This window comes from Brevundimonas sp. SGAir0440, from assembly GCF_005484585.1.
Lineage (GTDB): Bacteria > Pseudomonadota > Alphaproteobacteria > Caulobacterales > Caulobacteraceae > Brevundimonas.
In genome coordinates this window covers 1,818,464-1,843,986 of the sequence record NZ_CP039435.1, presented here as the reverse complement: position 1 = coordinate 1,843,986, position 25,523 = coordinate 1,818,464, and the positions used below count along the sequence as shown (strand labels likewise).

Genomic DNA, 25,523 nt, shown 5'->3' with positions numbered 1-25,523 from the left:
GAAAACGCCGCCGGTGGGGTCACCGGCGGCGCTCGCTGTTCAACTCGGCGTTAGTGGCTGACCGCCGCCGCCGGTCCTTCCGGAGCCGCGACCGGGGCCGGCAGGGGTTCGGCCGCCTCGTCCCACTCCACCGGCGTCAGTGTGCCGACAAGCGCCCACTTCAGCGCTTCGTCCGCCGTGGAGATCGGTACGATCTCCAGCGCCGACTTCACATTATCCGGCACGTCAGCGAGATCCTTCTCGTTCTCCTGCGGGATCAGCACCGTCTTGACGCCGGAGCGCAGGGCCGCGAGCAGCTTCTCCTTCAGGCCGCCGATGGCGGTGACCCGGCCGCGCAGGGTGATCTCGCCGGTCATGGCGATATCCTTGCGGATCGGAATGCCGGTCAGGACCGAGACCATCGCCACCGTCATGGCTACGCCGGCGGACGGGCCGTCCTTAGGCGTCGCGCCATCCGGCACGTGGACGTGGATGTCGGTCTTCTCGAAGACCGGCGGCTTGACGCCGAAGGCCAGGGCCCGCGACCGCACATAGGACGCCGCAGCCGAGATCGACTCCTTCATCACGTCCTTCAGATTGCCGGTCACGGTCATGCGCCCGCGGCCCGGCATCTTAATCGCCTCGATGGTCAGGATGTCGCCGCCGAACTCGGTCCAGGCCAGACCCGTAACGATACCGACCTGATCCTCCTCGTCCGTCTCGCCGTATCGGAACTTCTTCACGCCCGCATAGTCGGCCAGCTTGGCCTCATCGACCGTGATCGACTTGGCGCCCGTCTTGGCCATCTCGCGCACGGCCTTGCGTGCCAGCCCGCCCAGAGCGCGCTCCAGCGAACGCACGCCCGCCTCGCGGGTGTAATAGCGGATCAGATCGCGGATCGTGTCTTCCGGCACGATCAGCTCGCCGTCCTTCAGACCATGGTCCGCCAACTGCTTGGGCAGGACGTGGCGCTTGGCGATCTCGACCTTCTCATCTTCGGTATAGCCCGAGACCCGAATGATCTCCATCCGGTCCATCAGCGGCTGCGGCATGTTCAGGCTGTTCGCGGTCGTCACGAACATCACCTGGGACAGGTCGTAGTCCACCTCCAGATAGTGGTCGCCGAAAGTCGAGTTCTGCGCCGGGTCCAGCACCTCCAGCAGGGCCGACGACGGATCGCCGCGCCAGTCGGACCCCAGCTTGTCGATCTCGTCCAGCAGGACGAAGGCGTTGGTGGTCTTGGCCTTCTTCATCGACTGGATGATCTTGCCGGGCATGGAGCCGATGTAAGTCCGGCGGTGACCCCGGATCTCGCTCTCGTCGCGCACGCCGCCCAGCGACATGCGGACGTATTCACGCCCCGTCGCCTTGGCGATGGACTTGGCCAGCGAGGTCTTGCCGACGCCAGGAGGGCCGACCAGGCATAGGATCGGACCCTTCAGGCTGCCGGTGCGGGCCTGGACGGCCAGATACTCGATGATCCGTTCCTTGACCTTCTCCAGGCCGAAGTGATCCTCTTCCAGGATGTCCTCGGCCTTGGCCAGATCGATAGGCTTCTGCTTGGCCTTGCCCCACGGCACGGACAGCAGCCAGTCGAGATAGTTGCGCACGACCGTCGATTCCGCCGACATCGGGCTCATGTTGCGCAGCTTTTTGACCTCGGCCTCGGCCTTGGTGCGCGCCTCCTTGGACAGGCGCGTCTTGCGGATGCGCTTTTCCAGGTCCATGATCTCGTCGCGCGCGTCGTCGGTCTCGCCCAGCTCGCGCTGGATCGCCTTCATCTGCTCGTTCAGATAATATTCGCGCTGGGTCTTCTCCATCTGGCGCTTCACGCGCGAGCGGATCTTCTTCTCGACCTGAAGGACCGAGATCTCGCCCTCCATCAGCCCATAGACTTTCTCCAGTCGCTTGGGCACGTCGAAGGTTTCCAGCAGGCCCTGCTTGTCAGCGATCTTGACCGACAGATGAGCGGCGACCGAGTCCGCCAGCTTGGAGGCGTCGGTGATCTGGGGAATGGAGCTGAGGGCCTCGGGCGGGACCTTCTTGTTCAACTTCACATAGTTTTCGAACTGCTCGACCACGGCGCGCAGCATGGCCTCGGCCTGCGAGGCGTCGCCGGCTTCGTCCTCGATCTCGACGGCCTCGGCCTCGAAATACTCCTCGCGGTCGGTGAAGCGGGTCAGGCGCGCGCGGCCCTTGCCCTCCACCAGCACCTTGACCGTGCCGTCGGGCAGTTTCAGCAGTTGCAGCACCGAGGCCAGCACGCCGATGGGATAAATGGCGTCCGGCGACGGATCGTCATCGACGCTATTCTTCTGGGTCGCCAGCAGGATCTGCTTTTCGCCCTTCATGATCTCGTCCAGCGCCTTCACCGACTTTTCGCGTCCGACGAAGAGCGGCACGACCATGTGCGGGAAGACGACGATGTCTCTCAGCGGCAGGACGGGCAGGATTTTTGGTTCAGTCATGATGCGTACTCCTGGGCCATTGATCATCTCCGGCCCGCCGCCAGGGTCCGCCGGGCAAGAGGCCCGACCGGCGCATGACGGCCCGTCGATTCCGACGGCGTTCGGATGAGTATGTGGTTTGAAAGACCCGCGGTTCAAGCGTGACCGCGGAACGGCCCACATCTGCGTGGCCACAAGCCCTTCCGATCGCGCCGCTTTAGGTCCGCATTACGCCCGGCGACGCTTTCGACATGGCGACTTTACGGGGATTTGGCGTCTTCTGCGGCTCCAAGGAGATGACCATGAGCCGTTCCCACCTGCTGGCCGAGACCCTGAAACGTCCCGTCGCGGCGCCGACAACCCTTCAGATGGCGATGACCTTCATCGGCGCCCTGTTCGGCGCCCCGATCCGCAAGGGCCGCGCGCTATGATGCAGGGCCATGTCGAGGGCGGCGTGACACGCGCCGCCCCTCCCCGACGCTATCGGGTCGTGCCTCGCGCCAGCGGTTGGGCCGTGGCGGTCAACAACGCCTGCACCCGCCCCCTGCCCGATCGCATCTCGGCCGAACGTCTCGCCGCCCGACTTCAAGCCGAGGCCGACCGCCTGAACCGCGACCAACATCGCCTGACACAATGATAACGCCCCTAGCCTCGCCACCCGCCATCGAAATCCTGACGATACAGCCTGTCGGCGATCGCTGGCGCATCACCTCAAGCGACGGCCTGTTCGAAGGCGTCTTCACCGACGCCAAAAGCGCCGTCCGATGCGCCAGAGCGGAGGCCGAGGCGCACCCAGGCCATGTCCTGATGTTGGCCGAACCCGCCTGATCGCCTCAGATCAAGAAAAAGGCCGGAGCGAGATCGCTCCGGCCTTCGTCATTTCGGGAGTTTTCGCCGGTTCAGGCGGCGCCGTCGGCCTTTTTCTTGGAGGCTTCCGAGTAGATCAGCAGGGGCTGGGCCTTGCCGTCGATGACCTCGGCGTTGACCACCACCTCTTCGACGCCTTCGAAGGTCGGCAGCTCGAACATGGTCTCCAGTAGAATGCCTTCCAGGATCGAGCGCAGGCCGCGCGCGCCGGTCTTGCGGGTGATGGCCTTCTTGGCGACGGCGATCAGCGCGTCGTCGGTGAAGGTCAGTTCGACATTCTCCATCTCGAACAGACGCTTGTACTGTTTGACCAAGGCGTTCTTCGGCTCGGTCAGAATGGTGACGAGCGCCGTCTCGTCCAGGTCTTCCAGCGTCGCCAGAACAGGCAGGCGGCCGATGAATTCGGGGATCAGGCCGAACCGCATCAGGTCGTCAGGCTCGACACCCTTCAGGATATCGCCCGTGCGGCGTTCGTCGATCTCCTTGACCTTGGCGCCGAAGCCGATCGACGCGCCGGATCCACGCGCCGAAATCACCTTTTCCAGGCCGGCGAAGGCGCCGCCGACGATGAACAGAATGTTGGCGGTGTCCACCTGCAGGAACTCCTGCTGCGGATGCTTGCGGCCGCCCTGCGGCGGCACGGAGGCGACGGTGCCTTCCATGATCTTAAGCAGGGCCTGCTGCACGCCTTCGCCCGACACGTCGCGGGTGATCGACGGGTTGTCCGACTTGCGCGAAATCTTGTCGATCTCGTCGATGTAGACGATGCCGCGCTGGGCCCGCTCGACGTTGTAATCCGACGCCTGGAGCAGTTTCAGGATGATGTTCTCGACATCCTCGCCCACATAACCGGCCTCGGTCAGCGTCGTGGCGTCGGCCATGGTGAAGGGCACGTCGATGATGCGCGCCAGCGTCTGAGCCAGCAGCGTCTTGCCCGAGCCCGTCGGCCCGATCAGCATGATGTTCGACTTGGCCAGTTCGACGTCGTTGTTCTTCGTCGCGTGGTTCAGGCGCTTGTAGTGATTGTGGACGGCGACCGAGAGCACCTTCTTGGCGTGCGCCTGGCCGATGACATAGTCGTCCAGCACGTCGCGGATTTCCTTGGGCGTGGGCACGCCGTCGGTCGTCTTCTTGAAGCCGATCTTGTGCTCTTCGCGGATGATGTCCATGCACAGTTCGACGCATTCATCGCAGATGAAGACGGTCGGGCCCGCGATGAGCTTGCGGACCTCGTGCTGGCTCTTTCCGCAGAACGAGCAGTAGAGGGTGCTTTTGGCGTCGGTGCCGGCTGCTTTGGTCATAGACCCTTATCTCACTCCCGCGGGGCGGACCGAAATGGCCCGAAACGCGCTTCCCTCACATTGATTCCAGCACTCTGGATGCGAAGGTCTTCAAAAAATGACAATCACCCATCACACGTTCCGGAACAACCCCGAAGGCGGCAGGGGATTGTTGCAGTGCGTGGATGGATCAGTGTCGACGGGGATCAAGGCGAATGTCTGACATGGGTATTGTGCAGGATTTACGCCAGTCCACGGCAAATGGACGTGTCATCGTCGCCTTCGATTTCGACGGTACGCTGACGATTCGCGACAGCTTCACCGAGTTCCTGCGCTGGCGCGCTGGTCCGGGCGCCTGGGCGCTGGGACTGGTCAAGCTGGCTCCGGCGCTGGCCGCCTACGCCAAGGATCGCGACCGGGGACGGATTAAGGCGGCCTCCGTCAGGGAGTTTCTGCTTGGCGTGAGCCGCCAGACGCTGGAAACGGAAGCCGCAGCCTTCGCCGAAGCGATCTGGCCCCGCTTCATGCGCCCCGATGCGCTTGAGGTGTGGAACGACTGGGGCCGACGCGGCGCGCATCGCGTCATCGTGACCGCGTCGCCCACGACGACCGTCGCGCCATTCGCCCGAAAGCTGGGGGCCGAGGCCCTGCTGGGCACGGAGTTCGTCTTCGACGCCGATGACCGGATAACCGGCGACTTCGCCGGTCCGAATTGTCGGGGTCGGGAAAAGGTGCGGCGGCTGAAGGCGGCCTATGGCGAAGACGTGACCCTGACGGCCGCCTATGGCGACACTTCGGGCGATACCGAAATGCTGGCGATAGCCCAGCAGTCAGGTTTTCGGGTCTTCCGTCAGAAGCCCTGACGTTCAGTTCCCGTCGGCGTCCACGTCGAACACCATCGCCTTGCCGCGTGACGTGGGGTCCCAACCGGCCTCGATCGCCGAGGCGACGGCGGTACGGACGGCGTCGACGTTGACGCGCTGCTTTTCCACGTCCGGCCGGCCGTTGGGCCGAAGCGGCGGCGGGAACTGCACGATGGCTTCGCGCTTGAAGTCCGCGTGGCGAAGGGAAACGGCCATGCCCTCCCAGACATTCCCCCCCTTGGGCTGAGGTTGGCGACGAAGCTCCCAGACGTAGCTTTCGCCATCGACATCGACCGTGCCGCTTTGATCTCGTGTGAACTGCATGACAGCTCCGATAGCACAAAATGAAAAGGGCGCGCCGCAACGGGCGCGCCTTCTCGTCTTTCGACAGCCGTCTTAGTTGCCGGGCGTCTTCACGCCGTCGGCGTCGGCCTGTTCGCGGCGATCGTACACGTGATCCACGATGCCCCAAGCCTTGGCTTCCTCGGCCGACATGAAGTGGTCGCGGTCCAGCGTCTTTTCGACCTCCTCATACGTGCGGCCGGTGTGGTGGACGTAGATCTCGTTCAGACGACGCTTGGTGTAGCGGATGTCGGCGGCGTGCAGTTCGATGTCCGACGCCTGGCCGCGGAAACCACCCGACGGCTGGTGCACCATGACCCGCGCATTCGGCAGGGCGATGCGCTGGCCTGCCTCACCGGCCGTCAGGATCAGCGAACCGGCCGAGGCCGCCATGCCCATCACCACGGTCGAAACCGGGCTCTTGATGTATTGCATGGTGTCGTAGATCGCGAGCGCCGAGGTCACCTGACCGCCGGGGCTGTTGATATACATGCTGATTTCCTTCTTCGGATTCTCCGATTCAAGGAACAGCAGCTGGGCGCAGATCAGCGACGCCATACCGTCCTCGAACGGTCCCGTCAGGAAGATGATCCGCTCGCGCAGCAGACGCGAGAAGATGTCGAAGGAGCGCTCGCCGCGGCTGGATTGCTCCACCACCATCGGCACCAGGTTCATGTTCATCAGTTCGATCGGATCGCGCATTTAGCCTTCTCGGATGCAGTGGCGACGATTCAATGTCGTCAGCCGGTTATGGTGCATATCGCGTTCGATGACACCCTGCGCAAGACGCCCGGCTCATTCGGACTGCGCGTCTTGCTGGTTCGCCGCTGCACGACGGCCTTTTTGCAGCCGTTCCGCCACGGCGGCCTCCTGTGCAGCGGCGGATGCGCGATCAGGCTCCGCTTCATAAAGAGCTTGCAGATAGGCGCGATCCCAGTCCGTGAGGCCGGTCACGTTCTGGGAATCACCAAATAGATTCAGCACCGTGGGCTGATCGGAGTAGTCGGCGCGGGGATCGACCTGGGCCAGGACGACCATCGCGACGTAGTCCATCAAAGCCGGCAAAAGCACGCCATTGGCCTTGGTCATATCGATGACGACGGTCGCAGAGTTCAGGTCGTACCGCAGTGGCGACCTCATGCGGCTGACGTTGCGCGATGCAATCCAAGGGGGCTCTCCACCGGAGACACGGGCCGCCAGTTGACCCGTGTCTGCTGAGACTGGCAGGGAAATGTGCCACCATCGCACCGGCGCATTACTGGTTTTGAACCGTTCCAGCGCCGCCAAACCCATGTTGGTGTTGTCGATCGGAGGACGGAAGCGAAGACGCCAACCTTCCACCAGCGCCGATGCGACGCTGGGACCACCCTCTGTGGCGATGATGAGCACATTGGCCGAGCAACCAGGCTCACCCACCCGAATTTCAAGGTCATGCGCGATCTGGCCGATGCGATCGGCAAGCATCTGACCGTAGGGCGCCTTCAATCCGGCGACGCTGACGCACAGCGGCGTATTCCATCGTCCAAGCCGAGCACCGGCGGGCGCGGTCGCGACGCGCTGAACAAACTGGCGCGCGGCCTGCCGCGGCGACTGCCCCTCGACCGTGATCTCCTCCAGATCTGTCGGAGGCGGCTGTCCCGGATCCTGCGCCTGCGCGCCTGCGGTGATGAGGGCGGCCAGAGCGACAGCGGAAAAAGACATAGAAGACATACCTGAAAAGCAAAATGGGCCCGCACTGCGGACCCATTCCACTTACAATCCAGACACCACAACCGCCAGTTACGGTCGTGTAATCGAGCGGAAAATTAGCCCTCGTCCTCGTCTTCCTTCAGCAGCTCTTCCTTCGTGATCGGCTTGTCGGTCACGTCGGCGACGCCCACGATCAGGTCGACGACCTTCTCTTCATAGATCGGCGCGCGCATCTGGGCGGCGGCGTTCGGGTTCTGGCGGTAGAAGTTCAGGACGGCCTGTTCCTGGCCCGGATAGTTGCGGGCTTCCTGCAGGATGGCGGCGTTCAACTCCTGGTCCGTGACCTGGACGTTGTGGGCGCGGCCGATTTCGGCCAGCACCAGACCCAGGCGCACGCGGCGCTCGGCGATCTTGCGGTATTCGGTCTTCAGCTCGTCGTCGGACTTCTTGGCGTCGTCCTCCGGCAGGCGGCCGGCGGCCTTGTCGGCCTCGACCTGCTGCCAGATGCCGTCGAACTCGGCGTCCACCATCTTCGGCGGCAGCGGGAAGTCGTGGGCCTCATCCAGTTGGTCCAGCAGAGCGCGCTTCAGCTTGAAACGGGCGGCGCCGGCGTACTGCTGGTCCAGGTTGGACTTCAGCAGTTCCTTCAGCTTGTCCAGCGACTCCAGACCGATGCGGGTGGCGAAATCGTCGTCGATCTTGGATTCGGCTTCCGCCTTGATGGCCTTCACCTTGATGTCGAAGGTGGCCTTCTTGCCGGCCAGATGGGCGGCTTGATAGTTCTCGGGGAAGGTGACCTCGATGGTCTTCTCTTCGCCGACCTTGGCGCCCGTCAGTTGCTCTTCGAAACCGGGGATGAAGCGGCCCGAGCCTATCACCAGGTCCGCGTCCTCAGCGGCGCCGCCTTCGAAGGGCTCGCCGTCCAGCTTGCCCAGGAAGTCGATCGTCAGCTGGTCGCCCTCGGCGGCCTTGACGGTCTTGCCCTTCTTGTCTTCGTAGGTCTTGGCCTGACCAGCCAGTTCCGTCAGGGCCTCGTCCAGATCGGCGTCCGACGCTTCATAGGTCGGGCGTTCCAGCTTCAGGGTCTTGGGATCGACCGGCTCGAAGTCCGGCATGATTTCCAGCGACATTTCGTAGGCCAGGTCTTCCTGACCGGCGATGACCTTGTCCATGTCGGAGGTCAGCTTCATCTCGGCGGGCGCGGCCGGGCGGATCTTGGCTTCGTCGAGGGCCTTCTGGCTGGTTTCGTTCAGCTCGGCGTTGATGATCTCGCCCATGAACTCACGGCCGAAGGTCTTCTTGACGTGGGCGACCGGCACCTTGCCCGGACGGAAGCCCTTCAGCTTCACCTGCGGGGCGACTTCCTTGACGCGGGCTTCGAGCTTTTCGTTCAGCTCCGCGACGGGAATGGTGACCGCGATCACGCGGCTGAGGCCTTCGTTCGACTTTTCGACGACTTGCATGGTCGGGATTCTGACGCTCTGGGGCGCATGAGCCATCGAGACGGCCGGCGCGGAATGGATAAAGCAAGAAGGCCGCCCCGTGTGGAGCGGCGCCTCGAAGCCCGCCCTTATGTCGAGAAGGGCCCGAAAGGTCAACGCGGGCGTGGTCAGAGCCGGTGGTTTCGCGGCCTTTGCGTGGCTATGTTGACCAAATGAGCCAACCTGCCTCCCCCATCGGCGTTTTCGTCACGCCCGTCACCCCGCTTCAACAGAACTGCACGACCGTCTGGTGCACCGCCACCAACAAGGCCGCGGTCATCGATCCGGGCGGTTCGGTCGATGCGGTGCTGGGCGAGGTCACGCGGCGCGGCCTGACGCTGGATCAGATCTGGATCACCCATGGCCATCTGGATCACGCGGGCGGCGCAGCCGAAATGCAGGAAAAAACCGGCGTCCAGATCACAGGCCCTCAGAAGGCCGACCAGTTCTGGATCGACCGAATCGTGGAGAGCGGCCGGATGTACGGCCTGCCCGACGCCCGCCCCTTCACGCCCGACCGCTGGCTGGAGGATGGCGATACGGTATCGTTGGGGGAAACGATCTGGGAGGTGCGTCACTGCCCCGGCCATACGCCCGGGCACGTCATCTTCTTCAATCGCGCGGCGCGATTCGCTCAGGTCGGCGACGTTCTGTTCAAGGGTTCGGTCGGCCGCACCGACTTCCCGATGAGCGACCCGCCGGCCCTGATCCGCTCGGTGATCGAAAAGCTCTGGCCGCTGGGCGACGACGTCACCTTTGTGCCGGGCCACGGGCCGATCTCAACCTTTGGCGAAGAGCGACGGACCAATCCGTTCGTGTCTGACGCCGCAATGCGACAGGCCCCGATCCAGCGTGAGCCGTTGGGGCCTGCCTGAGCCTGCTGATCGTGTGGCTTATCGGCGCAGGATCATGCCGATGATGACGCCGATGCCCAACGCATAGAGCGTCGCCTTCATCGGATTGTCCTGAATGTCTTCCTGCACGCGATGAACGCGTCCGGAAATCTTCTCACGCACCAGACCGGCGTCTTCTCTGACGGCCTGACGGACCGACGTGGTCTTGCCAAAGCTACGACCCTCGCCTTGCGCGAGGATTGCGTCCGCCTGTCGGTCCAGACGTTGGGTCCGGTCATCGTCCTCTAGGACGATGTCGTCGGGTGATGTCGCGCTTATCGGGGTGTTGGTCATGTCGATCTCCGTGGTTCGCTGAACAAACCGGCGTTGCGACCCATGGTTCCTTCTTTGAACGCGGGCGATCAGGGTGCGTTGGTTGATCGCACAAGGAGCCGCTCATGACCTATATCGAACCCACTCCGACCACGCCGCAACCCGAAATCCAGCCTGAACCGTCGCAGCAGCCGGAAATACAGCCTTCGGACACGCCCGATGAAGTTCCGCCGATGGAACCGGATGGTGGCGGCGAAGGTGATTCGCGGCCTTATGGCGCTGGGTAAAGTCAAACCTACGCGCGCTTGAGGATCGCAACAGTAAAACGGAGTTCCCGACGGAACCGTCACCCAGTCACTGGGTTCACTTCAGCAAGCGCAACGGCAGCACTGAAAGGAACACGATGGACAGCCAACCCACACGCCCCTCCGGCGTTTCCAAGCGAGGTTTCGCCTCCATGGATCCCGAACGGCAGCGCGAAATCGCGCGCAAGGGGGGCGCCAGCGTCCCCAGCGAAAAACGCAGCTTCTCGCAGGACCGCAGCCTCGCTGCGCAGGCCGGCCGCAAGGGTGGCGAGGCGTCGCACGGAACGAAGAAAGATGCGGACGCAGCCGACGGGCAATAGTCGGCGAAACTCGATACAAACAGGGCGGCCCATCGATCGATGCGCCGCCCTTTTTCTTGTTCGCGATCAGCCGCGCTTTCGGCTCAGGTGCGTAGCACCGCCAAGGCCACGCTCGGCGCCGGAGAGGTATCGATGCGGACGACCGTCCAGCCGGCGGCGGCCGCCATGGTTTGGATCGATTCAGGCGTGAACTTGCGCGAGCTTTCGGTGTGGATCGTCTCGCCGGTCATGAAGCGGAACGTCCGGTCTCCGATGCGTGCGGTCGTCGGCGCAATCGCTTGCAGATGCATTTCCATGCGCGAGGCGTCCGGGTTCCACACGGCGCGGTGAACAAAGGCGTCCACATCGAAATCAGCATCCAGCTCGGTGTTGGCGCGGATCAGAACATTGCGATTGAAGGCCGCCGTCACGCCCTGACTGTCGTCATAGGCGGCGACCAGGATCGCAGGGTCTTTGACCAGATCGACGCCCAAAATGAACAACGCCCCCTCGCCCAGCATCCGACGCGCCGCGGCCAGGAATGCTTCGGCCTCGTCTGGTTGCAGATTGCCGATGGTTGAGCCGGGGAAGAAGCCGATCCGTCGCCCCGACGGCAGGTCATCGGGCAGCGGCGCCAAATGCTCGAAGTCTCCCAGAACCGGCTGCACGCGCAGCGTCGGATAATCAGCGCGGACGCGAATGGCGGCGTCCATCAAGGCGCTCTCGCTGATGTCGAGGGGGACGTAGGCGCCGAGATCGGTGGCGGCGTCCAACAAGATCCGCGTCTTCTCGCTGGCGCCGGATCCGAATTCGACCAGCACCGCGTCGGGGCCGAAGTCGGCCGTCAACTCCGCTGCGCGATCTCGCAACAGCACCATTTCCTGCCGGGTCGGATAGTATTCGGGCAGCACGGTGATGTCTTCGAACAGTCGCGACCCGTCCGCGTCATAGAACCACTTCGGCGGCACGGCCTTTTGCGCCCGCGACAGCCCTTCGATCATATCCTTTCGAAAGGCGGCGGTTTGGGCGTCGTCCACGGCGGCGTCTCGCGCCACGGTCCGGTCTTCAGCCAGTCTCAAACCCATGAAGGCCCACCTCTGTTGGGGATAGAAGAAGTTGCGATAGGTGATGCGGTCATGGCCCGGCGGCGTGGCGAATGATCCGCCCCGCAACACCATCTGATTGGCCATGAACTTGCCGTTGTATTCGGCGGCGGTGCCCGGCGTCGGCTGGAAGCCGGGATAGGGCGCATACGCGCTGGACGTCCACTGCCACACTTCGCCAGCAAGGTTCGAGAACGCGTCAGGCGAAGAGGCGGCGGCATGTTCCCATTCCGCCTCGGACGGCAGGCGCTTGCCGGCCCATCGGGCATAGACGTCAGCCTCGTAAAAGCTGATGTGGCGAACCGGCGCGGCAGGATCGACAGGTGTACGCCCGGTCAAACCAATCACGGTCCAATCGCCATCCTCGAAACGCCAGTAAAGCGGCGCAGTCCAACCCTCAGCCTTGATCGTCGCCCAGCCGTCCGACAGCCACAGGTCGGAACGCGAATAGCCGCCATCCTGGATGAAGCCGATCCAGTCGCCGTTCGTCACCAGATCCGCAGCCAGAGCGAACGGCTCCAGCCAGACACGGTGCGGAGGACCCTCATTGTCGAAAGCGAAGCCCGCCTGGTCATGGCCGATCGTCACCAGACCGCCGTCGAACGCCACCGTTCCACCGCGCGTGATCTGGAGCGTCTCGGCTCTGGGCTCGATCTCATAGGCGGCGGGGTCGAGCGGAGAGCGCGACATCAGGTTCAGCACATCCATCAGGAAAAGCTCCTGATGCTGCTGGTCATGGTGCAGACCCAGCTCGAACAGATAGCGTTGATGGCCGCTGGTCTCACCCTGCGCCAGCCAGGCGATCATGCGGCGGTCGATCTCGCGTCGATAAGCCAGGACCTCGTCGACGGACGGCCGGGTCATCAGTCCGCGCTGGTCACGCCTGACCCGCTCGCCCAAGGCCTCATAGTAGGAGTTGAACAACTGCTGAAAACGCGGATCGACAGGCTGGTATTCAGGATCGGACGACAGGATCATCGCCTCGAAAAACCAGCTGGTGTGCGCCAGATGCCATTTGCCGGGGCTGCAATCCGCCATCGACTGGGCTGACATATCCTCGGCAGACAAACCTTCAGCCAGAGCGATCATGCGTGCACGCACGGCCTTGAACCGCGCCACGTCTGACGCAACCCGCGGTTCGGGCTCGGAGCGCGCATTCATGTCAGCTGTCCCGTCCGACACCAGCCCCAGCGCCTTGTCAGTGAATTCCAAACGCACCAACAAGGCTAAGGTTCCCAACGACTTGGTGTCCGAAACCGCACATCAGCGCATCGGGCGGCCGCCATGTTTGGCGTATTCCAACCGCGCGATGGTGCGATTGTGGACCTCGTCCGGGCCGTCGGCGATGCGCAAAGTGCGGACACCCGCGTAAAGCTCGGCCAAAGGCGTGTCGCCCGAGACCCCGGCGCCGCCGAACGCCTGAATGGCGTCGTCGATGATCTGCAAGGCCATCTTCGGCGCAGCGACCTTGATCTGGGCGATCTCGGAGCGGGCGTTCTTGGCCCCCGCCTGATCCATCATCCAGGCGGCCTTCAGCACCAGCAGGCGGCACATCTCGATGTTGGTGCGCGCCTCCGCGACGCGTTGTTCCCACACCGAATGCTCGGCCAACTGCTTCTTGAACGCCGTCCGGTTCAGCAGCCGCGTCACCATCAGTTCCAGCGCCCGCTCGGCCGCACCGATGGTGCGCATGCAGTGGTGAATACGGCCCGGGCCAAGCCGCCCCTGGGCGATCTCGAAGCCCCTGCCCTCGCCCGCGATCAGGTTCTCGACAGGCACGCGGACGTTCTCCAGCACAACCTCGGCGTGGCCGATCGGCTTTTCATCATAGCCGAACACCGACAGCATCCGCTCGACGCGGAATCCCGGCGTGTCGGCGGGCACGATGATCTGCGACTGCTGGGCGTGGGATGCGGCGTCCGGATCCGTCTTGCCCATGACGATGGTCACGGCCAGATTCGGATGGCCCATATTGGTCGACCACCATTTGCGGCCGTTGATGACATAGTGGTCGCCGTCGCGCTCGATCCGGGTCTGGATATTGGTGGCGTCGGATGAGGCGACCTCAGGTTCGGTCATCAGGAAGGCCGAACGGATTTCACCCGCCATCAGGGGTTTCAGCCAGCGCGCCTGCTGCTCGGCGTTCCCGTACATATGGAGCACCTCCATATTGCCGGTGTCGGGGGCATTGCAGTTGAACACCTCGGCCGACCACAGATGCCGTCCCATCATCTCGGCCAGCGGCGCGTATTCCAGATTCGTCAGACCCGCTCCGTGCTCGCCGGGCAGGAACATGTTCCACAGCCCGGCTTCTTTCGCGGCCGCCTTCATCGTCTCCATGACCGGCGGCTGACGGTTCGAATCCTCGCGCACCTGGGCGAAATATTCGGCTTCGCGCGGGATGACCTGCTCGTCCAGGAAGCGACGGACGCGGGCGTGCCAATCCAGGGCGCGGTCGGAATGTTTGAAGTCCATGTCGTTTCCTCTTTTCCGTTCGCGCTTCTGTCGAGCGCTCGATACGAAAACGGCGCGGCCCCTGGTCGGGAGCCGCGCCGCCATAACTGGTCGTTCAGACCGGCATCAGCGCTTCAGCAGCGGCGCCAGCTTCTGGGCGATCATCATGTCGCCGGCGATCTTCAGCTTGCCCTGCATGAAGGCCATCATCGGGTCCAGCTTGCCTTCCGACAGAGCCATGAAGTCATCCCACTTCATCGAGACGGTGGCGTCGGCGGGCTTGTCCTCGTTCGTCACCGTATTCGGCGTGGAGGCGCCGTCGATGAAGATCTTGCCCTCGTCGCCGAGGTCGAGCTTCACGGTCTTGCCGAGGCCGGAGTTGTCGCCGACGGCGCCGCGGATGTGTTCGGTGACTTGTGCGAGATCGGGCATTGGGGGCGTCTCCCTGTTGGACTTTGTGGACTATGGGTTAGCCCGCATCGGCGGGGGCGCCAAGATCACGTTGGGGAAAGGTCTGATCACTTCTCCGGATCGCCGTCGCGGAACCGCCATTTCATTACCAGTACGCCCGACGCCATCACCAGCGCGCAGGCGTTGGCGACCGTGACAGGCCAGGCCTGCGTCATGACGCCATAGACGACCCACAGCACGAAGCAGGTCACCGTCAGGGAGTAGGTCTTCAAGCTGACCGACGACGCGTCGCGCTCCTTCCAGATCTTTATCGCCTGAGGCGCGAAGCTGGTGATCGAGCAGATCGCAGCCGCTGAGCCGACGATATTGGCGATCAGGTCGCTCATGCCGTGATCGTCGATATGACGTTGAGGCTAAATCTGCACATGCCGCACTCTCAGCGGCCGCCCCAAAGGATGTCAGCGTCGAACGCCAGGCGGCGGCCGTCTGGCCTGGGTCACCTGTTCGAAGGCGTAACCCAGCGAAAGGATGCGCGCGTCGTCCCACTTCCCACCGAGAAAGCTGATTCCCACCGGCATTCCCCGATCAAAGCCCATCGGCACGGTCAGGTGCGGATAACCGGCGACGGCGGCCAGCTGGCTGGCCGATCCCTGCATATCGTCGTCGTCCTTGGGATCGTTGGTCCAGGCGCGCGACGTAGTGGGCGCGATCAGGGCGATCACGCCATTGTCCCTCATCAATCGATCGATGCCCTCCGGCCCCGCCAGTCTGAGCGAGGTCGCGCGCGCCTCCAGATAGTCGGCGTCGGTCAAATCCCCCATCGCCTGGGCGCGCTCGAAGATGTCCTGACCGAACAGCACCGTCTCGCGCGGTTCGGCGGCGTTGAAGGCGATGACGTCGGCCAGGGTGCGGGTGCGGACCTGCTGCGGGTCGGTCGAGGCCAGATAGGCGTTCAGATCGTGCTTCAGCTCATAGAGCAGCACCTTGAACTCAGCTGCGCCTATGACCCGGCCATCCGGGCCCTCGGGCAGGTCGACCAGAACGGCGCCGGCATCGCGCAGGGCCTTCAGGTTCTGCTCGAACACCGCCTGGGTTTGGGGCGAGTAGCCTTTCAGGAACCGCATCACCCCGATCCGCGCACCACGCAGCGCGTTGGCGTCCAGCCCGGCGGCGTAGTCGACCTTGCGCGCATCGGCCTCGACCGTCGCCGGATCGGCCGGATCGGTCCCGGCGATGACCGTCAGCACCCTGGCCGCATCCCTGACGGTCGTCGCCATCGGCCCGGCCGTGTCCTGCGAATGGCTGATCGGCACAATGTGGGTGCGCGAGACCAGGCCAACGGTCGGTTTGAACCCGACCACGCCGTTGACCGACGCCGGGCAGGTGATCGACCCGTCCGTCTCCGTTCCGATGGCGACGGGCGTCAGCCCCAGCGCCACCGCCGCCCCGCTGCCGGACGATGATCCGCACGGTGTGCGCGCCGGATCATAGGGATTCAGCGTCTGGCCGCCGACGGCGCTCCAGCCGCTGATCGAGTCCGACGAGCGGATATTGGCCCACTCCGACAGGTTGGTCTTGCCGATGATCACGGCCCCGGCGGCGCGCAGTCGCCCGACCAGCGGCGCGTCCCGTCCCGGCGCATTGTTCGCCAGCGCCAACGACCCGGCTGTGGTCGGCATGTCCGCCGTCTCGATATTGTCCTTCAGCAGGATCGGCATGCCGGAAATCGCCGACACGCCCCGGCTGGGTGATGTCGCGGTCCAGACCAGCACCGAATGGGCGCTGTCGTTTGCCCGCCCCGCCGAGACCACGGCGGATGCAGTTGGATAAGCGCCCTGCCCGGTCGCGCAGCCCGCAAGGGCCAGCGCGACCGCAGCCGCCAGACTCAGTCGGCCTTGGGTTCGGCCCGCTTGCCGATCGTGCGGTCCAGGAAGTCGAGATAGGTGCGCCATTGTTGCAGTTGCCTCGGATCGCCGCGGACGCCATGCCGCTGGCCGGGATAGAGCATCATCTCGAACGGCACGCTCTTGGCCTGCAAGGCGTCGATGACGCGCGTCGCATTGCCGAAGATGACGTTGTCGTCAGCCATGCCGTGCAGCAGCAGCAGCCGCCCCGTCATGTCGTCCAGCCGCGGCAGGACGTCGGTGGCGGCATAGCCCTCCGGATTGGCCTGAGGCGTGGACATATACCGTTCGGTATAGTGGGTGTCGTAAAGGCTCCATTCCGTCGGCGCTGCGCCCGCCAGGGCCGAGGCCAGGCCGGCGTCCTTGTCGGTCAGTGTCAGCAGACTGAGGAAGCCGCCGAAGCTCCAGCCCATCACCGCGATATGGTCGGCGTCGACGTAAGGCAGGGTCTTCAGCCATTGCGCGGCCTGGGCCTGATCCTCGACCGCCGGAATGCCCAGACGGCGATAGATGCTGGTCTCGAACGCCTGCGACCGGTCGCCTTCGCCGCGATTGTCGACGCGGAAGACTATGTAGCCCGCCTCTGTCAGCAACTGGTTGGTCAGCGGCTGCCAGCTCTTCTGCACGCCCGCCCCGGTGCCGGGCCCGCCATAGACCTGCATCACGACCGGATACTTCTTGGACGGATTGAAGTCGGGCGGCGTGGTCATGCGCCACACCAGGGTCTGGCCGTGGCTCTGCATCGTGCCGAACTCGGGCGTGCGCAGGCGCGAGACGTAAGGGGCGAACGGATGGCTGGCGTCGAGCTTGTTCTCTTCGATCCAGCGCACGCGCGTGCCGTCGATACGGTACAGGGCCGACTGCGTCGGCGTCGCCGGGTCCGAATAGTTGCCGACATAGGCCGTCGCCGGCCCGTTCACCGACACCGTCCACCAGCCGCCGCCCGGCGTCACCGCGACCGGATCGACCGTGCGGTTTAGATTGGCGCGGAACATCTGCTGCTCGATCGGCAGCTCCTTGCCGTCGCGCATCGAGGCGGTGAAATAGACATCGCCGGTCTGTTCGTTGACGCCGTCCAGATGTTTGACCGGATAGTCGCCGCGCGTGATGGCCCGCAGGCGACGCCCGTTGCGGTCGTACAGATACAGGTGCCGCCAGCCCGAATCCTCATTGGACCAGATGAACCGGCCATCAGACAGGACGCGGAAGTCGTCGTTCAGATCGACCCAGGCCTGCGCCTTCTGGCTCAGGATCACGCGTGATGCGCCGGTCGTCGGATCGACGCTCAGCAGATCCAAAGTCTTCTGGTCGCGCGACTGACGCTGGACATACAGGGTCTTGCCGTCGCCGGACCAGTTCACCCGCGCCAGATAGATGTCGGTGTTGGACCCTAGGTCCACCTTGACCCGTCCCCCGCCCTGCAGGTCGCGCACATACAGTTCGACCACCGCATTGGGCCGCCCTGCGCGAGGATAGCGCTGCTCCACCATCGTCGCGCCGCCGCCGGTGATCTCGAAGCGCGGCACGACATCGACCGGGCTCTCGTCCACGCGCGTCATGGCGATGTAGCGCTCGTCGGGGCTCCACCAGTATCCGGTGTCGCGATCCATCTCCTCCTGGGCGATGAACTCGGCCGTGGCCCAGGTGATCAGGCCCGCGCCGTCGTCGGTGATCGGCGTCTCCTTGCCGCTCGCCAGATCATAGACGACCAGATTCTGATCGCGGACATAGGAGACATAGCTGCCCTTGGGCGACACCTTGGCGTCGATCTCGTCGGCGGGCGTCTCGGTCAGGCGGCGCACCTTGCCGTCCGCCCGGTTCGCCAGGAAGATGTCGCCTTCCAGCGGCGCCAGGATGTAGCGGCCCTGCTGGTCCCATGAATATTCCACCACGCCGCGTGCGCTGATCCGCATCCGCTCGCGCCGAGCTTTCTCGGCCTCCGACAGTTCGCCGGCGTCGGGAACCAGCGCCCGTGCATCGATCAGCTTGTAGGGTTCACCCTCACCCGTCGGCGCGGCCCAAAGGTCCTGCACATCCACATTGTCCTCGCGCGAGCGCAGGAAGGCGACCAACTGGCCGTCAGGCGACAGGCTGACCCCCTTGGCCACCGGCCCGTTCAGGCTGGGGCTGGAAAACACCCGCTCGGGCGTCAGGATGTTGGAGGGCGTCTCCTGCGCAAGCGCCGAGCTGGCGGACAGGAGGATGGTCGAGGCAAGAAGAAGGGTGCGCATGGGTCGGGACGCTAGCGGTGCTTCTGCAAGCCGTCACGAGGAAATGTCGTCGCCGGGTGAAAGGCTTGTCCTTCCCTGCGAGGGGTTCTCAGATTAGAGAGACGGCACGATGACAGACGCCGCCCTCTCCCCCGCCCCCGTGAAAGCCAGTCCGTTTAACGAGCTTGAGGTTCTGTGGGTGCGCCACTGGACCGACAGCCTGTTCAGCTTTGGCGTCAAGCGGCCCGAGGATTTCCGCTTCCGCTCGGGCGAGTTCGTGATGATCGGCCTGCCGGGCGAAGACGGCGGAAAGCCTGTCCTGCGCGCCTATTCCATCGCCAGCCCCTGCTGGGCCGAGGAGCTGGAGTTCTTCTCGATCAAGGTCGCCGACGGCCCGCTGACCTCGCGCCTGCAGAAAATCCAGCCCGGCGACACGGTTCTGATGGGCAAGAAGCCGACCGGCACCCTGGTTCTTGACGCCCTGACCGGCGGCGAGCGTCTGTTCTTGATCGGCACCGGCACGGGTCTGGCGCCCTGGCTCAGCGTCGCGCGCGACCCAGAGACCTACTCCCGCTTCGGCCATGTCTATGTGATCCACACGGTCCGCAGCGTCGCCGACCTCGCCTACCGCGACTTCTTCACCCGCGAGATCCACGACGATCCTCTGATCGGCGACGAGGCCAAGGCCCAGCTGACCTATTACCCCACCGTGACCCGCGAAGCCTTCGAGACGCCGGGCCGGATCACCGACCGCATCAAGTCCGGCGACTTCTTCCGCGACCTGGGCCTGCCCGAAGGGTTCGACCCGGCCCGCGACCGAGCCATGCTGTGCGGCTCCATGGCCATGATCAAGGAAGCCGGCGAACTGCTGGAGACCTATGGCCTGAAGGAAGGCTCCAATGCCGAACCGGCGGACTACGTGCTTGAGCGGGCCTTCGTCGGTTGACGGCCTTGGCTTGGGCGGTCTGACCCGCTAACCCCACGCCCATGTCAAAGCCTGCTCTTGTCGCCGTCGACGCGCGCGTCGATCCCGCCGAATGCCAGTCGATGGCCGAGGTCCGCCAAGGCGTCGATGCCCTGGACCGCGCGCTGGTCGCCCTGCTGGCCGAGCGCCAGCGCTACATGGACGCCGCCGCCCGCATCAAGCCCGACCGCGACGCCGTCTTCGACCAGGCCCGCATCGACGACGTGGTCGCCAAGGTTCTGGTCTCGGCCGAGGCCCACGATCTGTCACCCGACATCGCCGAACCCGTCTGGCGCCTGCTCATCGACCGCTGCATCGCCCACGAGTTCGCCACCTACGACCGGACTCGCAGCTAGGACGGCGCACGCTTGCCATCCTATCCGCGGAAAAAGTTCGGCCTACGTTCAACCGATTGGGTCGCAGCAGCGTCAATCACCCCGCCGCTCTTTCAGGGCGCCGTATAATGGGCGTCCGGTCTTTGACACAGCGGCTCGCCTCGCCTGCCGAAATTGCACTTTCTTGTATTTTGCACGCGTTTTCGGAGTGCAGTGCAATTTCATCCGCTTCGCCTCAGCCCTTGAGACCGCGCAGCATCAGTTCATGCCGATAGGCCGCGACATCGGCCAGCGCCGCTTCCAGACCATCACGGACCCGCTCGACCGCCGGGGCGGCCAGCTTCTGATCCACCGCTTCCGCCTCGGCGCAGATCGCCGCCAGGTCCCGCGCGCCGATGCCCGCCGCCGCGCCCCGGATCGTATGAACCCCGTCGCGCCAGCCCTCGACCTTGGGGTCCAGCATGACGGACCACAGGCCGGCCTGATTGACGAACAGGCCCAACACTTCCTCGTTGATGGCGTCGTCCCCGCCCGTCATGCCGTTCAGCACGGCGAAATCGACCGCGCCCGTCAGATCGCGCAGCGCCATCAGGCCGCCGTCTCCTCGCCTTTGGCCAGGCGCGAGTTCCGCGACGACCAGAGCAGATAGATCGCCACGCCGACCACGTTCCAGACGACGAAGCCGATCTGCGTCACCGGCTTCAGGCTCAGGAAGAAGACCAGGCAGCCGATCACGCTGATGGCTCCGACCACCGGCCACAGCGGCGCCTTGAACACCCGCTTGCGACCCGGCTCGCGGATACGCAGCACGATCAGGCAAACACCGACCGAGCAGAAGGCCGCCAGCGTCCCGGCGTTGGCCAGAGACGCCAACTCGTCCAGCGGCAGCAGCCCCGCCAGGATCGCCACGACGATGGCGGTGAACACCGTCACCACCGCCGGCACGCCTCGGCTCGACACCTTGGCCAGGCGGCGCGGCAACAGGCCGTCGCGCGCCATGCCCAGGAAGATGCGGCTCTGGCCGAACAGGAAGGCCAGCAGGACGGTCGGAAGCGCGATCACCGCCGCAGCGGCGATCCACTGGGCTGCCGTCCCCTGCCCCATCTGACGCAGAATCAGGGCCAGAGGCTCGGGGCTGCTGGCAAAAGTCGCGACCGGCCGCGCGCCGATGGCTGCGGCCGCGACCACCAGATACAGCGCCGTGCAGACCAGCATGGAGCCGACGATGCCGATGGCCAGGTCACGCTCGGGCTTCTTGGTCTCCTCCGCCGCCGTCGAAATGGCGTCGAACCCGTAGAAGGCGAAGAAGATGATCGCCGCCGCCGCCATCACCCCGGTCTGGACGAAGGGCGCGCCGAATCCATTGGGCATGAAGGGCGTGAAATGCTCGGGCTTGAACGCCGGCAGGGCGATGGCGACGAACACCACCAGCGCCGCGATCTTGATCAGGACCAGCACCGCGTTCAGCGTCGCGCTCTCCTTGGTTCCCAGCAGAAGCAAGCCCGTGATCACCCCGATGATGGCCACGGCCGGCAAGTTGATGATCCCCCCGGCATGCGGCCCGGCGACCAGCGCCGTCGGCAGATCGATCCCCAGCCCGCTCAGGAAACCGACCGCATAGCCGGACCAGCCTACCGCCACGGCGCTGACGACCAGCGAATATTCCAGGATCAGGCTCCACCCCACGATCCAGGCGATCAACTCGCCCAGCACGGCATAGGAATAGGTGTAGGCGCTGCCCGCTGTCGGCATCATGGTCGACAGCTCGGCATAGGCCAAAGCCGCGCAGGCGCAGACCAGTCCCGCAAGGCCGAAGCTGATCAACACCGCCGGGCCCGCCAACCCCGCCCCGACCCCGATCAGCGTCAGGATGCCGGTGCCGACGATGGCCCCAACGCCCAGGGCCAGCAGGTGCGGCCAGCTCAACGTCGGCTTCAGCCGCGGTCCGTCGTGCGGCGCCATCATCGCGTCGATCGATCGACGCCGGTTCCAGAAGGCCATGCTGTTCGCTCCCCCGCCGCTTGCCGCAGCTGATTCCACGCGGACCATACTCCGTCGCAGAAAGTTTGCGAAAGCGCTTGCCAACCCTCGAACCGCTGGGTAGTAGGAGCGCCCTTCGGCGATGGCGTTGGCCCCGCCGAAGACACGACGATCGGTGTGGGTGATTAGCTCAGTCGGTAGAGCAGCTGACTCTTAATCAGCGGGTCCACAGTTCGAACCTGTGATCACCCACCATCGTCGCTTCTCATAAAACATACATTCAACAGTCACGCATTGCGGCGGGCTTGATTGCAGTCTCGAGCATTGGTTTCGAGGCCTCATAAAACGAGGATCGACAACTCGGCCAGTTCGCGCGACTGATCGCACAAGGCGCCGCCCTGGCCCGATCACTTCGCCTCTTCACCAGTTACGCCCAATGACCCCTGCTCCGCTCAAACGTATTCTGATCGTCGGGGGCGGCACGGCCGGCTGGATGGCCGCCGCCGCACTGGCGCACGTCACGCGCGGCACGGTGAAGGTCGAACTAGTCGAGTCTGAGGTCATCGGCACGGTCGGCGTCGGCGAGGCCACCATTCCGCCGATCCTGCTGTTCAACCAGTTGCTGGGCATCGACGAGAACGAATTCGTCCGCGCCACCCAGGCCACCTACAAGCTGGGCATCCAGTTCAACGACTGGTTCCAGAAGGGCCACAGTTACTTCCATCCGTTCGGAACCTATGGCACGCGCATCGACGCCGCCTCCTTCCACCAATACTGGCTGCGACTGAACAAGGCAGGGCTGGACGACGATCTGAACGCCTATTCCGTCACGACGATGGCGGCGCGCATGGGTCGGTTCACCCGGCCTGACACCGACCCGCGCGGCGCCGCCTCGCAGATGACCTACGCCTTCCATTTCGACGCCGGCCTATACGCCAGGTTCCTGCGTCAGCGCGCCGAGGCGAATGGCGTGGTGCGGCATGAGGGCAAGATCGCCGACGTGCGCCTGCGCGACGGCGACGGCTTTATCCAGTCGGTGCGGTTGGACGACGGCCGCGAGCTGGAGGCGGACTTCTTCATCGACTGTTCGGGCTTCCGCGGCCTGCTGATCGAAGGGGCGCTGAAGACGGGCTACGAGGATTGGACCCACTGGCTGCCAGCGGATCGTGCTGTGGCCATGCCCTGCACTCGGGTCGGCGATCCGACGCCCTATACCCAATCGACGGCCCTTGAGGCGGGATGGCGCTGGCGCATTCCGCTGCAGCACCGCACCGGCAACGGCTATGTCTATTGCAGCCCCTATATCTCCGATGACGCGGCCCAGGCCAGGCTGCGCGCCTCCCTGGACGGCGAGGCGATGGCGGAACCCAACTTCCTGCGGTTCACCACCGGTCGCCGCAAGAAGACCTGGAACAAGAACTGCTTGGCCCTGGGCCTGGCGTCAGGCTTTTTGGAGCCGCTGGAATCGACCAGCATCCATCTGGTGCAGTCCGGCATCTCCAAACTGCTGCTGCACTTCCCCGACACCGGCTTCGCCCAGGCCGATATCGACAACTACAACCGCATGATGCGGCTGGAGACCGAGCGCATCCGCGACTTCATCATCCTGCACTATCACGCCACGGCGCGCGACGACTCGCCCCTGTGGCGCCACGCGCGGGCCATGCCGATTCCCGAGACGCTGAAGCAGAAGATGGATCAGTTCCGCAGCCGGGGTCGCATCTTCCGCTACGAGGACGAACTGTTTCAGGAGACGAGCTGGATCGCCGTGTTGCTCGGCCAGGGCGTCATCCCCGAGCGGCACGATCCGATCACGGAGACCATTCCTCTGGAGCAGGTCCAGCAATGGTTGCAGAAGATGAAGGCGATGATCCAGCAGGGCGTGGCGCGAATGCCGACCCACGAGGCCTTCATCGCCGCCAACTGCAAGGCGCCGCCGGTCAATTGAATCACCGACGCGACCAACCTGATTAGGTCTGGACAGACCGTTGAGCTCTTGGATTTCGCGCGGCGCGGCTTAAATGCCGATGCCTGCTGCTGAACGGAATCCGACCTATGGCCGACTACGACTACGACCTTTTCGTCATCGGCGCCGGTTCGGGCGGGGTGCGGGCGGCGCGGCTGACGGCGCTGGATGGCAAGAAGGTCGCGGTCGCCGAGGAATATCGGGTCGGCGGCACCTGCGTCATTCGCGGCTGCGTGCCCAAGAAGTTCATGGTTATGGCCTCCGAGGTCAGCCACGCGCTCGAGATCGCCGAGGGCTACGGCTGGTCGTTCGACAACGCCAGGTTCGACTGGCCCACCTTCCTTGAGGCCAAGGACGTCGAGATCGCGCGCCTGTCCGGCATCTACGCCGCCAATCTGGGCAAGGCCGGGGTCGAACTGGTCCACGGGCGGGCGGTCCTGAAAGACGTCCACACGGTCGAGATTGTCGGCAAGGATCGCACCATCACCGCCGAGAAGATCCTGATCGCCACGGGCGGCCGCCCCTGGAAGCCGGACGAACTGCCGGGGATCGAGCACGCCATCACGTCCGAAGAAGCCTTCCACCTTCCGGAACTGCCCAAGCGTATTCTGATCGCGGGCGGCGGCTATATCGCGGTGGAGTTCGCCGGCATCTTCGCAGGCCTGGGCGTGGAGACGACCCTGATCTATCGCGGCCCCAACATCCTGCGCGGCTTCGACGACGATGTGCGCGCGCACCTGGCCGGAGAGATCGAAAAGCGCGGCATCAAGGTCATCCTGGGCTGCCAGCACGAGAAGATCGAAAAGACTGACACCGGCCTGGTCAACCACCTCGAAAACGGGATGAAGCTGGAGACGGACGTGGTCATGTTCGCCACCGGCCGCGTCCCTTACGTCAAGGATCTGGGGCTGGAGACCGCAGGCGTCGAGCTGAATGAAGCGGGCGCCATCAAGGTCGATCCCTATTCCAGGACGACGGCGGACAACATCTGGGCCATCGGCGACGTCACCGACCGGATGAACCTGACGCCCGTCGCTATCCGCGAAGCCGTCGCCTTCCATCAGACCGTCTATCGCGACAATCCCCAGCACTTCGACTACGAGGCCGTGGCCACCGCCGTCTTCAGTCAGCCGCCGGTCGGGGTCGTGGGCCTCAGCGAGGCGGAGGCCCGCCGCTCCTGCTCGAACGGCGTCGATGTCTACGTCACCCGCTTCCGGCCGATGAAATACGCCTTCACCGGCTCGGACGAGCGGGTGCTGATGAAGCTGGTGGTCGATGCCGACAGCCAGCGCGTGGTCGGCGTCCATATCGTTGGCCCCGACAGCCCCGAGATGATTCAGTTGGCCGCCATCGCGGTGAAGGCGGGCCTGACCAAGGCGCAGTGGGACGCCACCTGCGCCGTGCACCCCACCATGGCCGAAGAGCTGGTCACGCTGAAGGAGAAGCAGTCGGGCGCGACCTCCGCCGGCTGACGCTTG

Annotated in this window: 26 protein-coding genes and 1 tRNA gene; 12 read left to right on the top strand and 15 right to left on the bottom strand. The window is 64.6% G+C overall.

Annotation, left to right across the window (positions count from 1 at the left end):
• Positions 1–50 precede the first annotated feature (50 nt).
• Positions 51–2,447 (bottom strand): endopeptidase La, encoded by a 2,397-nt coding sequence (lon, locus tag E7T10_RS09055; RefSeq protein WP_137721542.1) that lies wholly within the window; start codon positions 2,445–2,447, stop codon positions 51–53.
• A gap of 281 nt (positions 2,448–2,728) precedes the next feature.
• On the opposite strand from lon, the gene E7T10_RS16030 reads away from it, so the two are divergent.
• The 3 genes from E7T10_RS16030 to E7T10_RS09040 are packed head-to-tail and all read left to right on the top strand — an operon-like array spanning position 2,729 to position 3,254.
• On the top strand, positions 2,729–2,857 hold the full coding sequence (locus tag E7T10_RS16030; protein ID WP_256371838.1) for a hypothetical protein: 129 nt from the start codon (positions 2,729–2,731) through the stop codon (positions 2,855–2,857).
• Positions 2,854–3,063 (top strand): hypothetical protein, encoded by a 210-nt coding sequence (locus tag E7T10_RS09045; RefSeq protein WP_055753481.1) that lies wholly within the window; start codon positions 2,854–2,856, stop codon positions 3,061–3,063. Before E7T10_RS16030 ends, E7T10_RS09045 begins: the two co-directional genes overlap by 4 nt.
• Positions 3,060–3,254 (top strand): hypothetical protein, encoded by a 195-nt coding sequence (locus E7T10_RS09040; protein ID WP_137721540.1) that lies wholly within the window; start codon positions 3,060–3,062, stop codon positions 3,252–3,254. Before E7T10_RS09045 ends, E7T10_RS09040 begins: the two co-directional genes overlap by 4 nt.
• A 71-nt stretch (positions 3,255–3,325) precedes the next feature.
• Here E7T10_RS09040 and clpX read toward each other — a convergent pair whose 3' ends face one another.
• Complete coding sequence (gene clpX, locus E7T10_RS09035) at positions 3,326–4,594, bottom strand: ATP-dependent Clp protease ATP-binding subunit ClpX (RefSeq protein WP_039243616.1); 1,269 nt, start codon at positions 4,592–4,594, stop codon at positions 3,326–3,328.
• 194 nt (positions 4,595–4,788) lie between these two features.
• Between clpX and E7T10_RS09030 the strand changes: the two genes are divergently transcribed.
• Positions 4,789–5,436 (top strand): HAD-IB family hydrolase, encoded by a 648-nt coding sequence (locus tag E7T10_RS09030; RefSeq protein WP_210416073.1) that lies wholly within the window; start codon positions 4,789–4,791, stop codon positions 5,434–5,436.
• 3 nt (positions 5,437–5,439) lie between these two features.
• On the opposite strand, the gene E7T10_RS09025 is transcribed toward E7T10_RS09030, so the two are convergent.
• From E7T10_RS09025 to tig, 4 genes are all read right to left on the bottom strand, one after another.
• Complete coding sequence (locus tag E7T10_RS09025; protein ID WP_045811236.1) at positions 5,440–5,760, bottom strand: hypothetical protein; 321 nt, start codon at positions 5,758–5,760, stop codon at positions 5,440–5,442.
• 72 nt (positions 5,761–5,832) lie between these two features.
• The gene (locus tag E7T10_RS09020; protein ID WP_091747119.1) at positions 5,833–6,480 is read right to left on the bottom strand and encodes an ATP-dependent Clp protease proteolytic subunit; all 648 of its coding nucleotides are present in this window, start codon (positions 6,478–6,480) and stop codon (positions 5,833–5,835) included.
• Positions 6,481–6,573: 93 nt separating this feature from the next.
• Positions 6,574–7,479, bottom strand: coding sequence for a hypothetical protein (locus E7T10_RS09015; RefSeq protein WP_137721539.1), 906 nt, complete (start codon positions 7,477–7,479; stop codon positions 6,574–6,576).
• Between the two features lie 104 nt (positions 7,480–7,583).
• Positions 7,584–8,930, bottom strand: a complete 1,347-nt coding sequence (gene tig, locus E7T10_RS09010) for a trigger factor (protein ID WP_082064461.1) — start codon at positions 8,928–8,930, stop codon at positions 7,584–7,586.
• A 191-nt stretch (positions 8,931–9,121) separates the two neighbouring features.
• Between tig and E7T10_RS09005 the strand changes: the two genes are divergently transcribed.
• Positions 9,122–9,823: an MBL fold metallo-hydrolase gene (locus tag E7T10_RS09005; RefSeq protein WP_137721538.1), complete on the top strand. Its 702-nt coding sequence runs from the start codon at positions 9,122–9,124 to the stop codon at positions 9,821–9,823.
• An 18-nt stretch (positions 9,824–9,841) separates the two neighbouring features.
• Here the strand turns inward: E7T10_RS09005 and E7T10_RS09000 are convergent, their stop codons facing one another.
• Positions 9,842–10,135 (bottom strand): hypothetical protein, encoded by a 294-nt coding sequence (locus E7T10_RS09000; protein WP_137721537.1) that lies wholly within the window; start codon positions 10,133–10,135, stop codon positions 9,842–9,844.
• A 104-nt stretch (positions 10,136–10,239) separates the two neighbouring features.
• On the opposite strand from E7T10_RS09000, the gene E7T10_RS15745 reads away from it, so the two are divergent.
• Together E7T10_RS15745 and E7T10_RS08995 are read left to right on the top strand one after the other, a co-directional pair.
• Entirely contained in the window at positions 10,240–10,401 is a 162-nt protein-coding gene (locus E7T10_RS15745) for a hypothetical protein (protein ID WP_168189916.1), read from the top strand.
• A 116-nt stretch (positions 10,402–10,517) separates the two neighbouring features.
• Entirely contained in the window at positions 10,518–10,739 is a 222-nt protein-coding gene (locus E7T10_RS08995; protein ID WP_039243609.1) for a general stress protein, read from the top strand.
• An 83-nt stretch (positions 10,740–10,822) separates the two neighbouring features.
• Here E7T10_RS08995 and egtB read toward each other — a convergent pair whose 3' ends face one another.
• From egtB to E7T10_RS08965, 6 genes are all read right to left on the bottom strand, one after another.
• Positions 10,823–12,982, bottom strand: a complete 2,160-nt coding sequence (gene egtB, locus E7T10_RS08990) for an ergothioneine biosynthesis protein EgtB (RefSeq protein WP_137722600.1) — start codon at positions 12,980–12,982, stop codon at positions 10,823–10,825.
• A 102-nt stretch (positions 12,983–13,084) separates the two neighbouring features.
• Positions 13,085–14,296: an acyl-CoA dehydrogenase family protein gene (locus E7T10_RS08985; protein ID WP_017506190.1), complete on the bottom strand. Its 1,212-nt coding sequence runs from the start codon at positions 14,294–14,296 to the stop codon at positions 13,085–13,087.
• 105 nt (positions 14,297–14,401) lie between these two features.
• On the bottom strand, positions 14,402–14,707 hold the full coding sequence (locus E7T10_RS08980; RefSeq protein ID WP_039243606.1) for an SCP2 sterol-binding domain-containing protein: 306 nt from the start codon (positions 14,705–14,707) through the stop codon (positions 14,402–14,404).
• 86 nt (positions 14,708–14,793) lie between these two features.
• Complete coding sequence (locus E7T10_RS08975) at positions 14,794–15,072, bottom strand: SemiSWEET family sugar transporter (protein ID WP_137721536.1); 279 nt, start codon at positions 15,070–15,072, stop codon at positions 14,794–14,796.
• Positions 15,073–15,144: 72 nt separating this feature from the next.
• Positions 15,145–16,638, bottom strand: a complete 1,494-nt coding sequence (locus E7T10_RS08970) for an amidase (RefSeq protein ID WP_137721535.1) — start codon at positions 16,636–16,638, stop codon at positions 15,145–15,147.
• Positions 16,572–18,821: a S9 family peptidase gene (locus E7T10_RS08965; protein ID WP_137721534.1), complete on the bottom strand. Its 2,250-nt coding sequence runs from the start codon at positions 18,819–18,821 to the stop codon at positions 16,572–16,574. The genes E7T10_RS08970 and E7T10_RS08965 overlap by 67 nt, the downstream gene beginning before the upstream one ends.
• A 109-nt stretch (positions 18,822–18,930) precedes the next feature.
• Here E7T10_RS08965 and E7T10_RS08960 point away from each other — a divergent pair, with 109 nt between their 5' ends.
• Complete coding sequence (locus tag E7T10_RS08960; RefSeq protein ID WP_055809056.1) at positions 18,931–19,746, top strand: ferredoxin--NADP reductase; 816 nt, start codon at positions 18,931–18,933, stop codon at positions 19,744–19,746.
• Between the two features lie 41 nt (positions 19,747–19,787).
• A complete protein-coding gene (locus E7T10_RS08955; RefSeq protein WP_091747140.1) occupies positions 19,788–20,120 on the top strand; it encodes a chorismate mutase in 333 nt (110 codons plus the stop codon).
• 214 nt (positions 20,121–20,334) lie between these two features.
• Here the strand turns inward: E7T10_RS08955 and E7T10_RS08950 are convergent, their stop codons facing one another.
• Both E7T10_RS08950 and E7T10_RS08945 read right to left on the bottom strand, forming a co-directional pair.
• Positions 20,335–20,688 carry an Hpt domain-containing protein gene (locus E7T10_RS08950; RefSeq protein WP_137721533.1) on the bottom strand — a complete coding sequence of 118 codons (354 nt, stop codon included), beginning with the start codon at positions 20,686–20,688 and terminating at the stop codon, positions 20,335–20,337.
• A complete protein-coding gene (locus E7T10_RS08945) occupies positions 20,688–22,100 on the bottom strand; it encodes an amino acid permease (protein WP_137721532.1) in 1,413 nt (470 codons plus the stop codon). Before E7T10_RS08945 ends, E7T10_RS08950 begins: the two co-directional genes overlap by 1 nt.
• 158 nt (positions 22,101–22,258) lie before the next feature.
• Here E7T10_RS08945 and E7T10_RS08940 point away from each other — a divergent pair.
• The 3 genes from E7T10_RS08940 (at position 22,259) to gor (ending at position 25,517) form a co-directional block, all read left to right on the top strand.
• Positions 22,259–22,334 (top strand) — tRNA-Lys (locus tag E7T10_RS08940).
• Between the two features lie 181 nt (positions 22,335–22,515).
• A complete protein-coding gene (locus tag E7T10_RS08935) occupies positions 22,516–24,027 on the top strand; it encodes a tryptophan halogenase family protein (protein ID WP_137721531.1) in 1,512 nt (503 codons plus the stop codon).
• Positions 24,028–24,134: 107 nt separating this feature from the next.
• The gene (gor, locus tag E7T10_RS08930; protein ID WP_137721530.1) at positions 24,135–25,517 is read left to right on the top strand and encodes a glutathione-disulfide reductase; all 1,383 of its coding nucleotides are present in this window, start codon (positions 24,135–24,137) and stop codon (positions 25,515–25,517) included.
• Positions 25,518–25,523: the final 6 nt, after the last annotated feature.

Bases quoted from the DNA above. Each gene is read 5' to 3' on its own strand.
- E7T10_RS15745 (WP_168189916.1), top strand. From the start codon at position 10,240: ATGACCTATATCGAACCCACTCCGACCACGCCGCAACCCGAAATCCAG.
- E7T10_RS08995 (WP_039243609.1), top strand. From the start codon at position 10,518: ATGGACAGCCAACCCACACGCCCCTCCGGCGTTTCCAAGCGAGGTTTC.
- E7T10_RS09040 (WP_137721540.1), top strand. From the start codon at position 3,060: ATGATAACGCCCCTAGCCTCGCCACCCGCCATCGAAATCCTGACGATA.
- E7T10_RS09020 (WP_091747119.1), bottom strand. From the start codon at position 6,480: ATGCGCGATCCGATCGAACTGATGAACATGAACCTGGTGCCGATGGTG.
- lon (WP_137721542.1), bottom strand. From the start codon at position 2,447: ATGACTGAACCAAAAATCCTGCCCGTCCTGCCGCTGAGAGACATCGTC.
- tig (WP_082064461.1), bottom strand. From the start codon at position 8,930: ATGCAAGTCGTCGAAAAGTCGAACGAAGGCCTCAGCCGCGTGATCGCG.
- E7T10_RS09015 (WP_137721539.1), bottom strand. From the start codon at position 7,479: ATGTCTTTTTCCGCTGTCGCTCTGGCCGCCCTCATCACCGCAGGCGCG.
- E7T10_RS08975 (WP_137721536.1), bottom strand. From the start codon at position 15,072: ATGAGCGACCTGATCGCCAATATCGTCGGCTCAGCGGCTGCGATCTGC.
- E7T10_RS09000 (WP_137721537.1), bottom strand. From the start codon at position 10,135: ATGACCAACACCCCGATAAGCGCGACATCACCCGACGACATCGTCCTA.
- E7T10_RS09030 (WP_210416073.1), top strand. From the start codon at position 4,789: ATGTCTGACATGGGTATTGTGCAGGATTTACGCCAGTCCACGGCAAAT.
- E7T10_RS08985 (WP_017506190.1), bottom strand. From the start codon at position 14,296: ATGGACTTCAAACATTCCGACCGCGCCCTGGATTGGCACGCCCGCGTC.
- egtB (WP_137722600.1), bottom strand. From the start codon at position 12,982: ATGAATGCGCGCTCCGAGCCCGAACCGCGGGTTGCGTCAGACGTGGCG.
- clpX (WP_039243616.1), bottom strand. From the start codon at position 4,594: ATGACCAAAGCAGCCGGCACCGACGCCAAAAGCACCCTCTACTGCTCG.
- E7T10_RS08960 (WP_055809056.1), top strand. From the start codon at position 18,931: ATGACAGACGCCGCCCTCTCCCCCGCCCCCGTGAAAGCCAGTCCGTTT.
- E7T10_RS08955 (WP_091747140.1), top strand. From the start codon at position 19,788: ATGTCAAAGCCTGCTCTTGTCGCCGTCGACGCGCGCGTCGATCCCGCC.
- E7T10_RS08945 (WP_137721532.1), bottom strand. From the start codon at position 22,100: ATGGCCTTCTGGAACCGGCGTCGATCGATCGACGCGATGATGGCGCCG.
- E7T10_RS08935 (WP_137721531.1), top strand. From the start codon at position 22,516: ATGACCCCTGCTCCGCTCAAACGTATTCTGATCGTCGGGGGCGGCACG.
- E7T10_RS08950 (WP_137721533.1), bottom strand. From the start codon at position 20,688: ATGGCGCTGCGCGATCTGACGGGCGCGGTCGATTTCGCCGTGCTGAAC.
- E7T10_RS08980 (WP_039243606.1), bottom strand. From the start codon at position 14,707: ATGCCCGATCTCGCACAAGTCACCGAACACATCCGCGGCGCCGTCGGC.
- E7T10_RS09005 (WP_137721538.1), top strand. From the start codon at position 9,122: ATGAGCCAACCTGCCTCCCCCATCGGCGTTTTCGTCACGCCCGTCACC.
- E7T10_RS09045 (WP_055753481.1), top strand. From the start codon at position 2,854: ATGATGCAGGGCCATGTCGAGGGCGGCGTGACACGCGCCGCCCCTCCC.
- gor (WP_137721530.1), top strand. From the start codon at position 24,135: ATGGCCGACTACGACTACGACCTTTTCGTCATCGGCGCCGGTTCGGGC.
- E7T10_RS08970 (WP_137721535.1), bottom strand. From the start codon at position 16,638: ATGGCGCACCTATCTCGACTTCCTGGACCGCACGATCGGCAAGCGGGC.
- E7T10_RS09025 (WP_045811236.1), bottom strand. From the start codon at position 5,760: ATGCAGTTCACACGAGATCAAAGCGGCACGGTCGATGTCGATGGCGAA.
- E7T10_RS08965 (WP_137721534.1), bottom strand. From the start codon at position 18,821: ATGCGCACCCTTCTTCTTGCCTCGACCATCCTCCTGTCCGCCAGCTCG.
- E7T10_RS16030 (WP_256371838.1), top strand. From the start codon at position 2,729: ATGAGCCGTTCCCACCTGCTGGCCGAGACCCTGAAACGTCCCGTCGCG.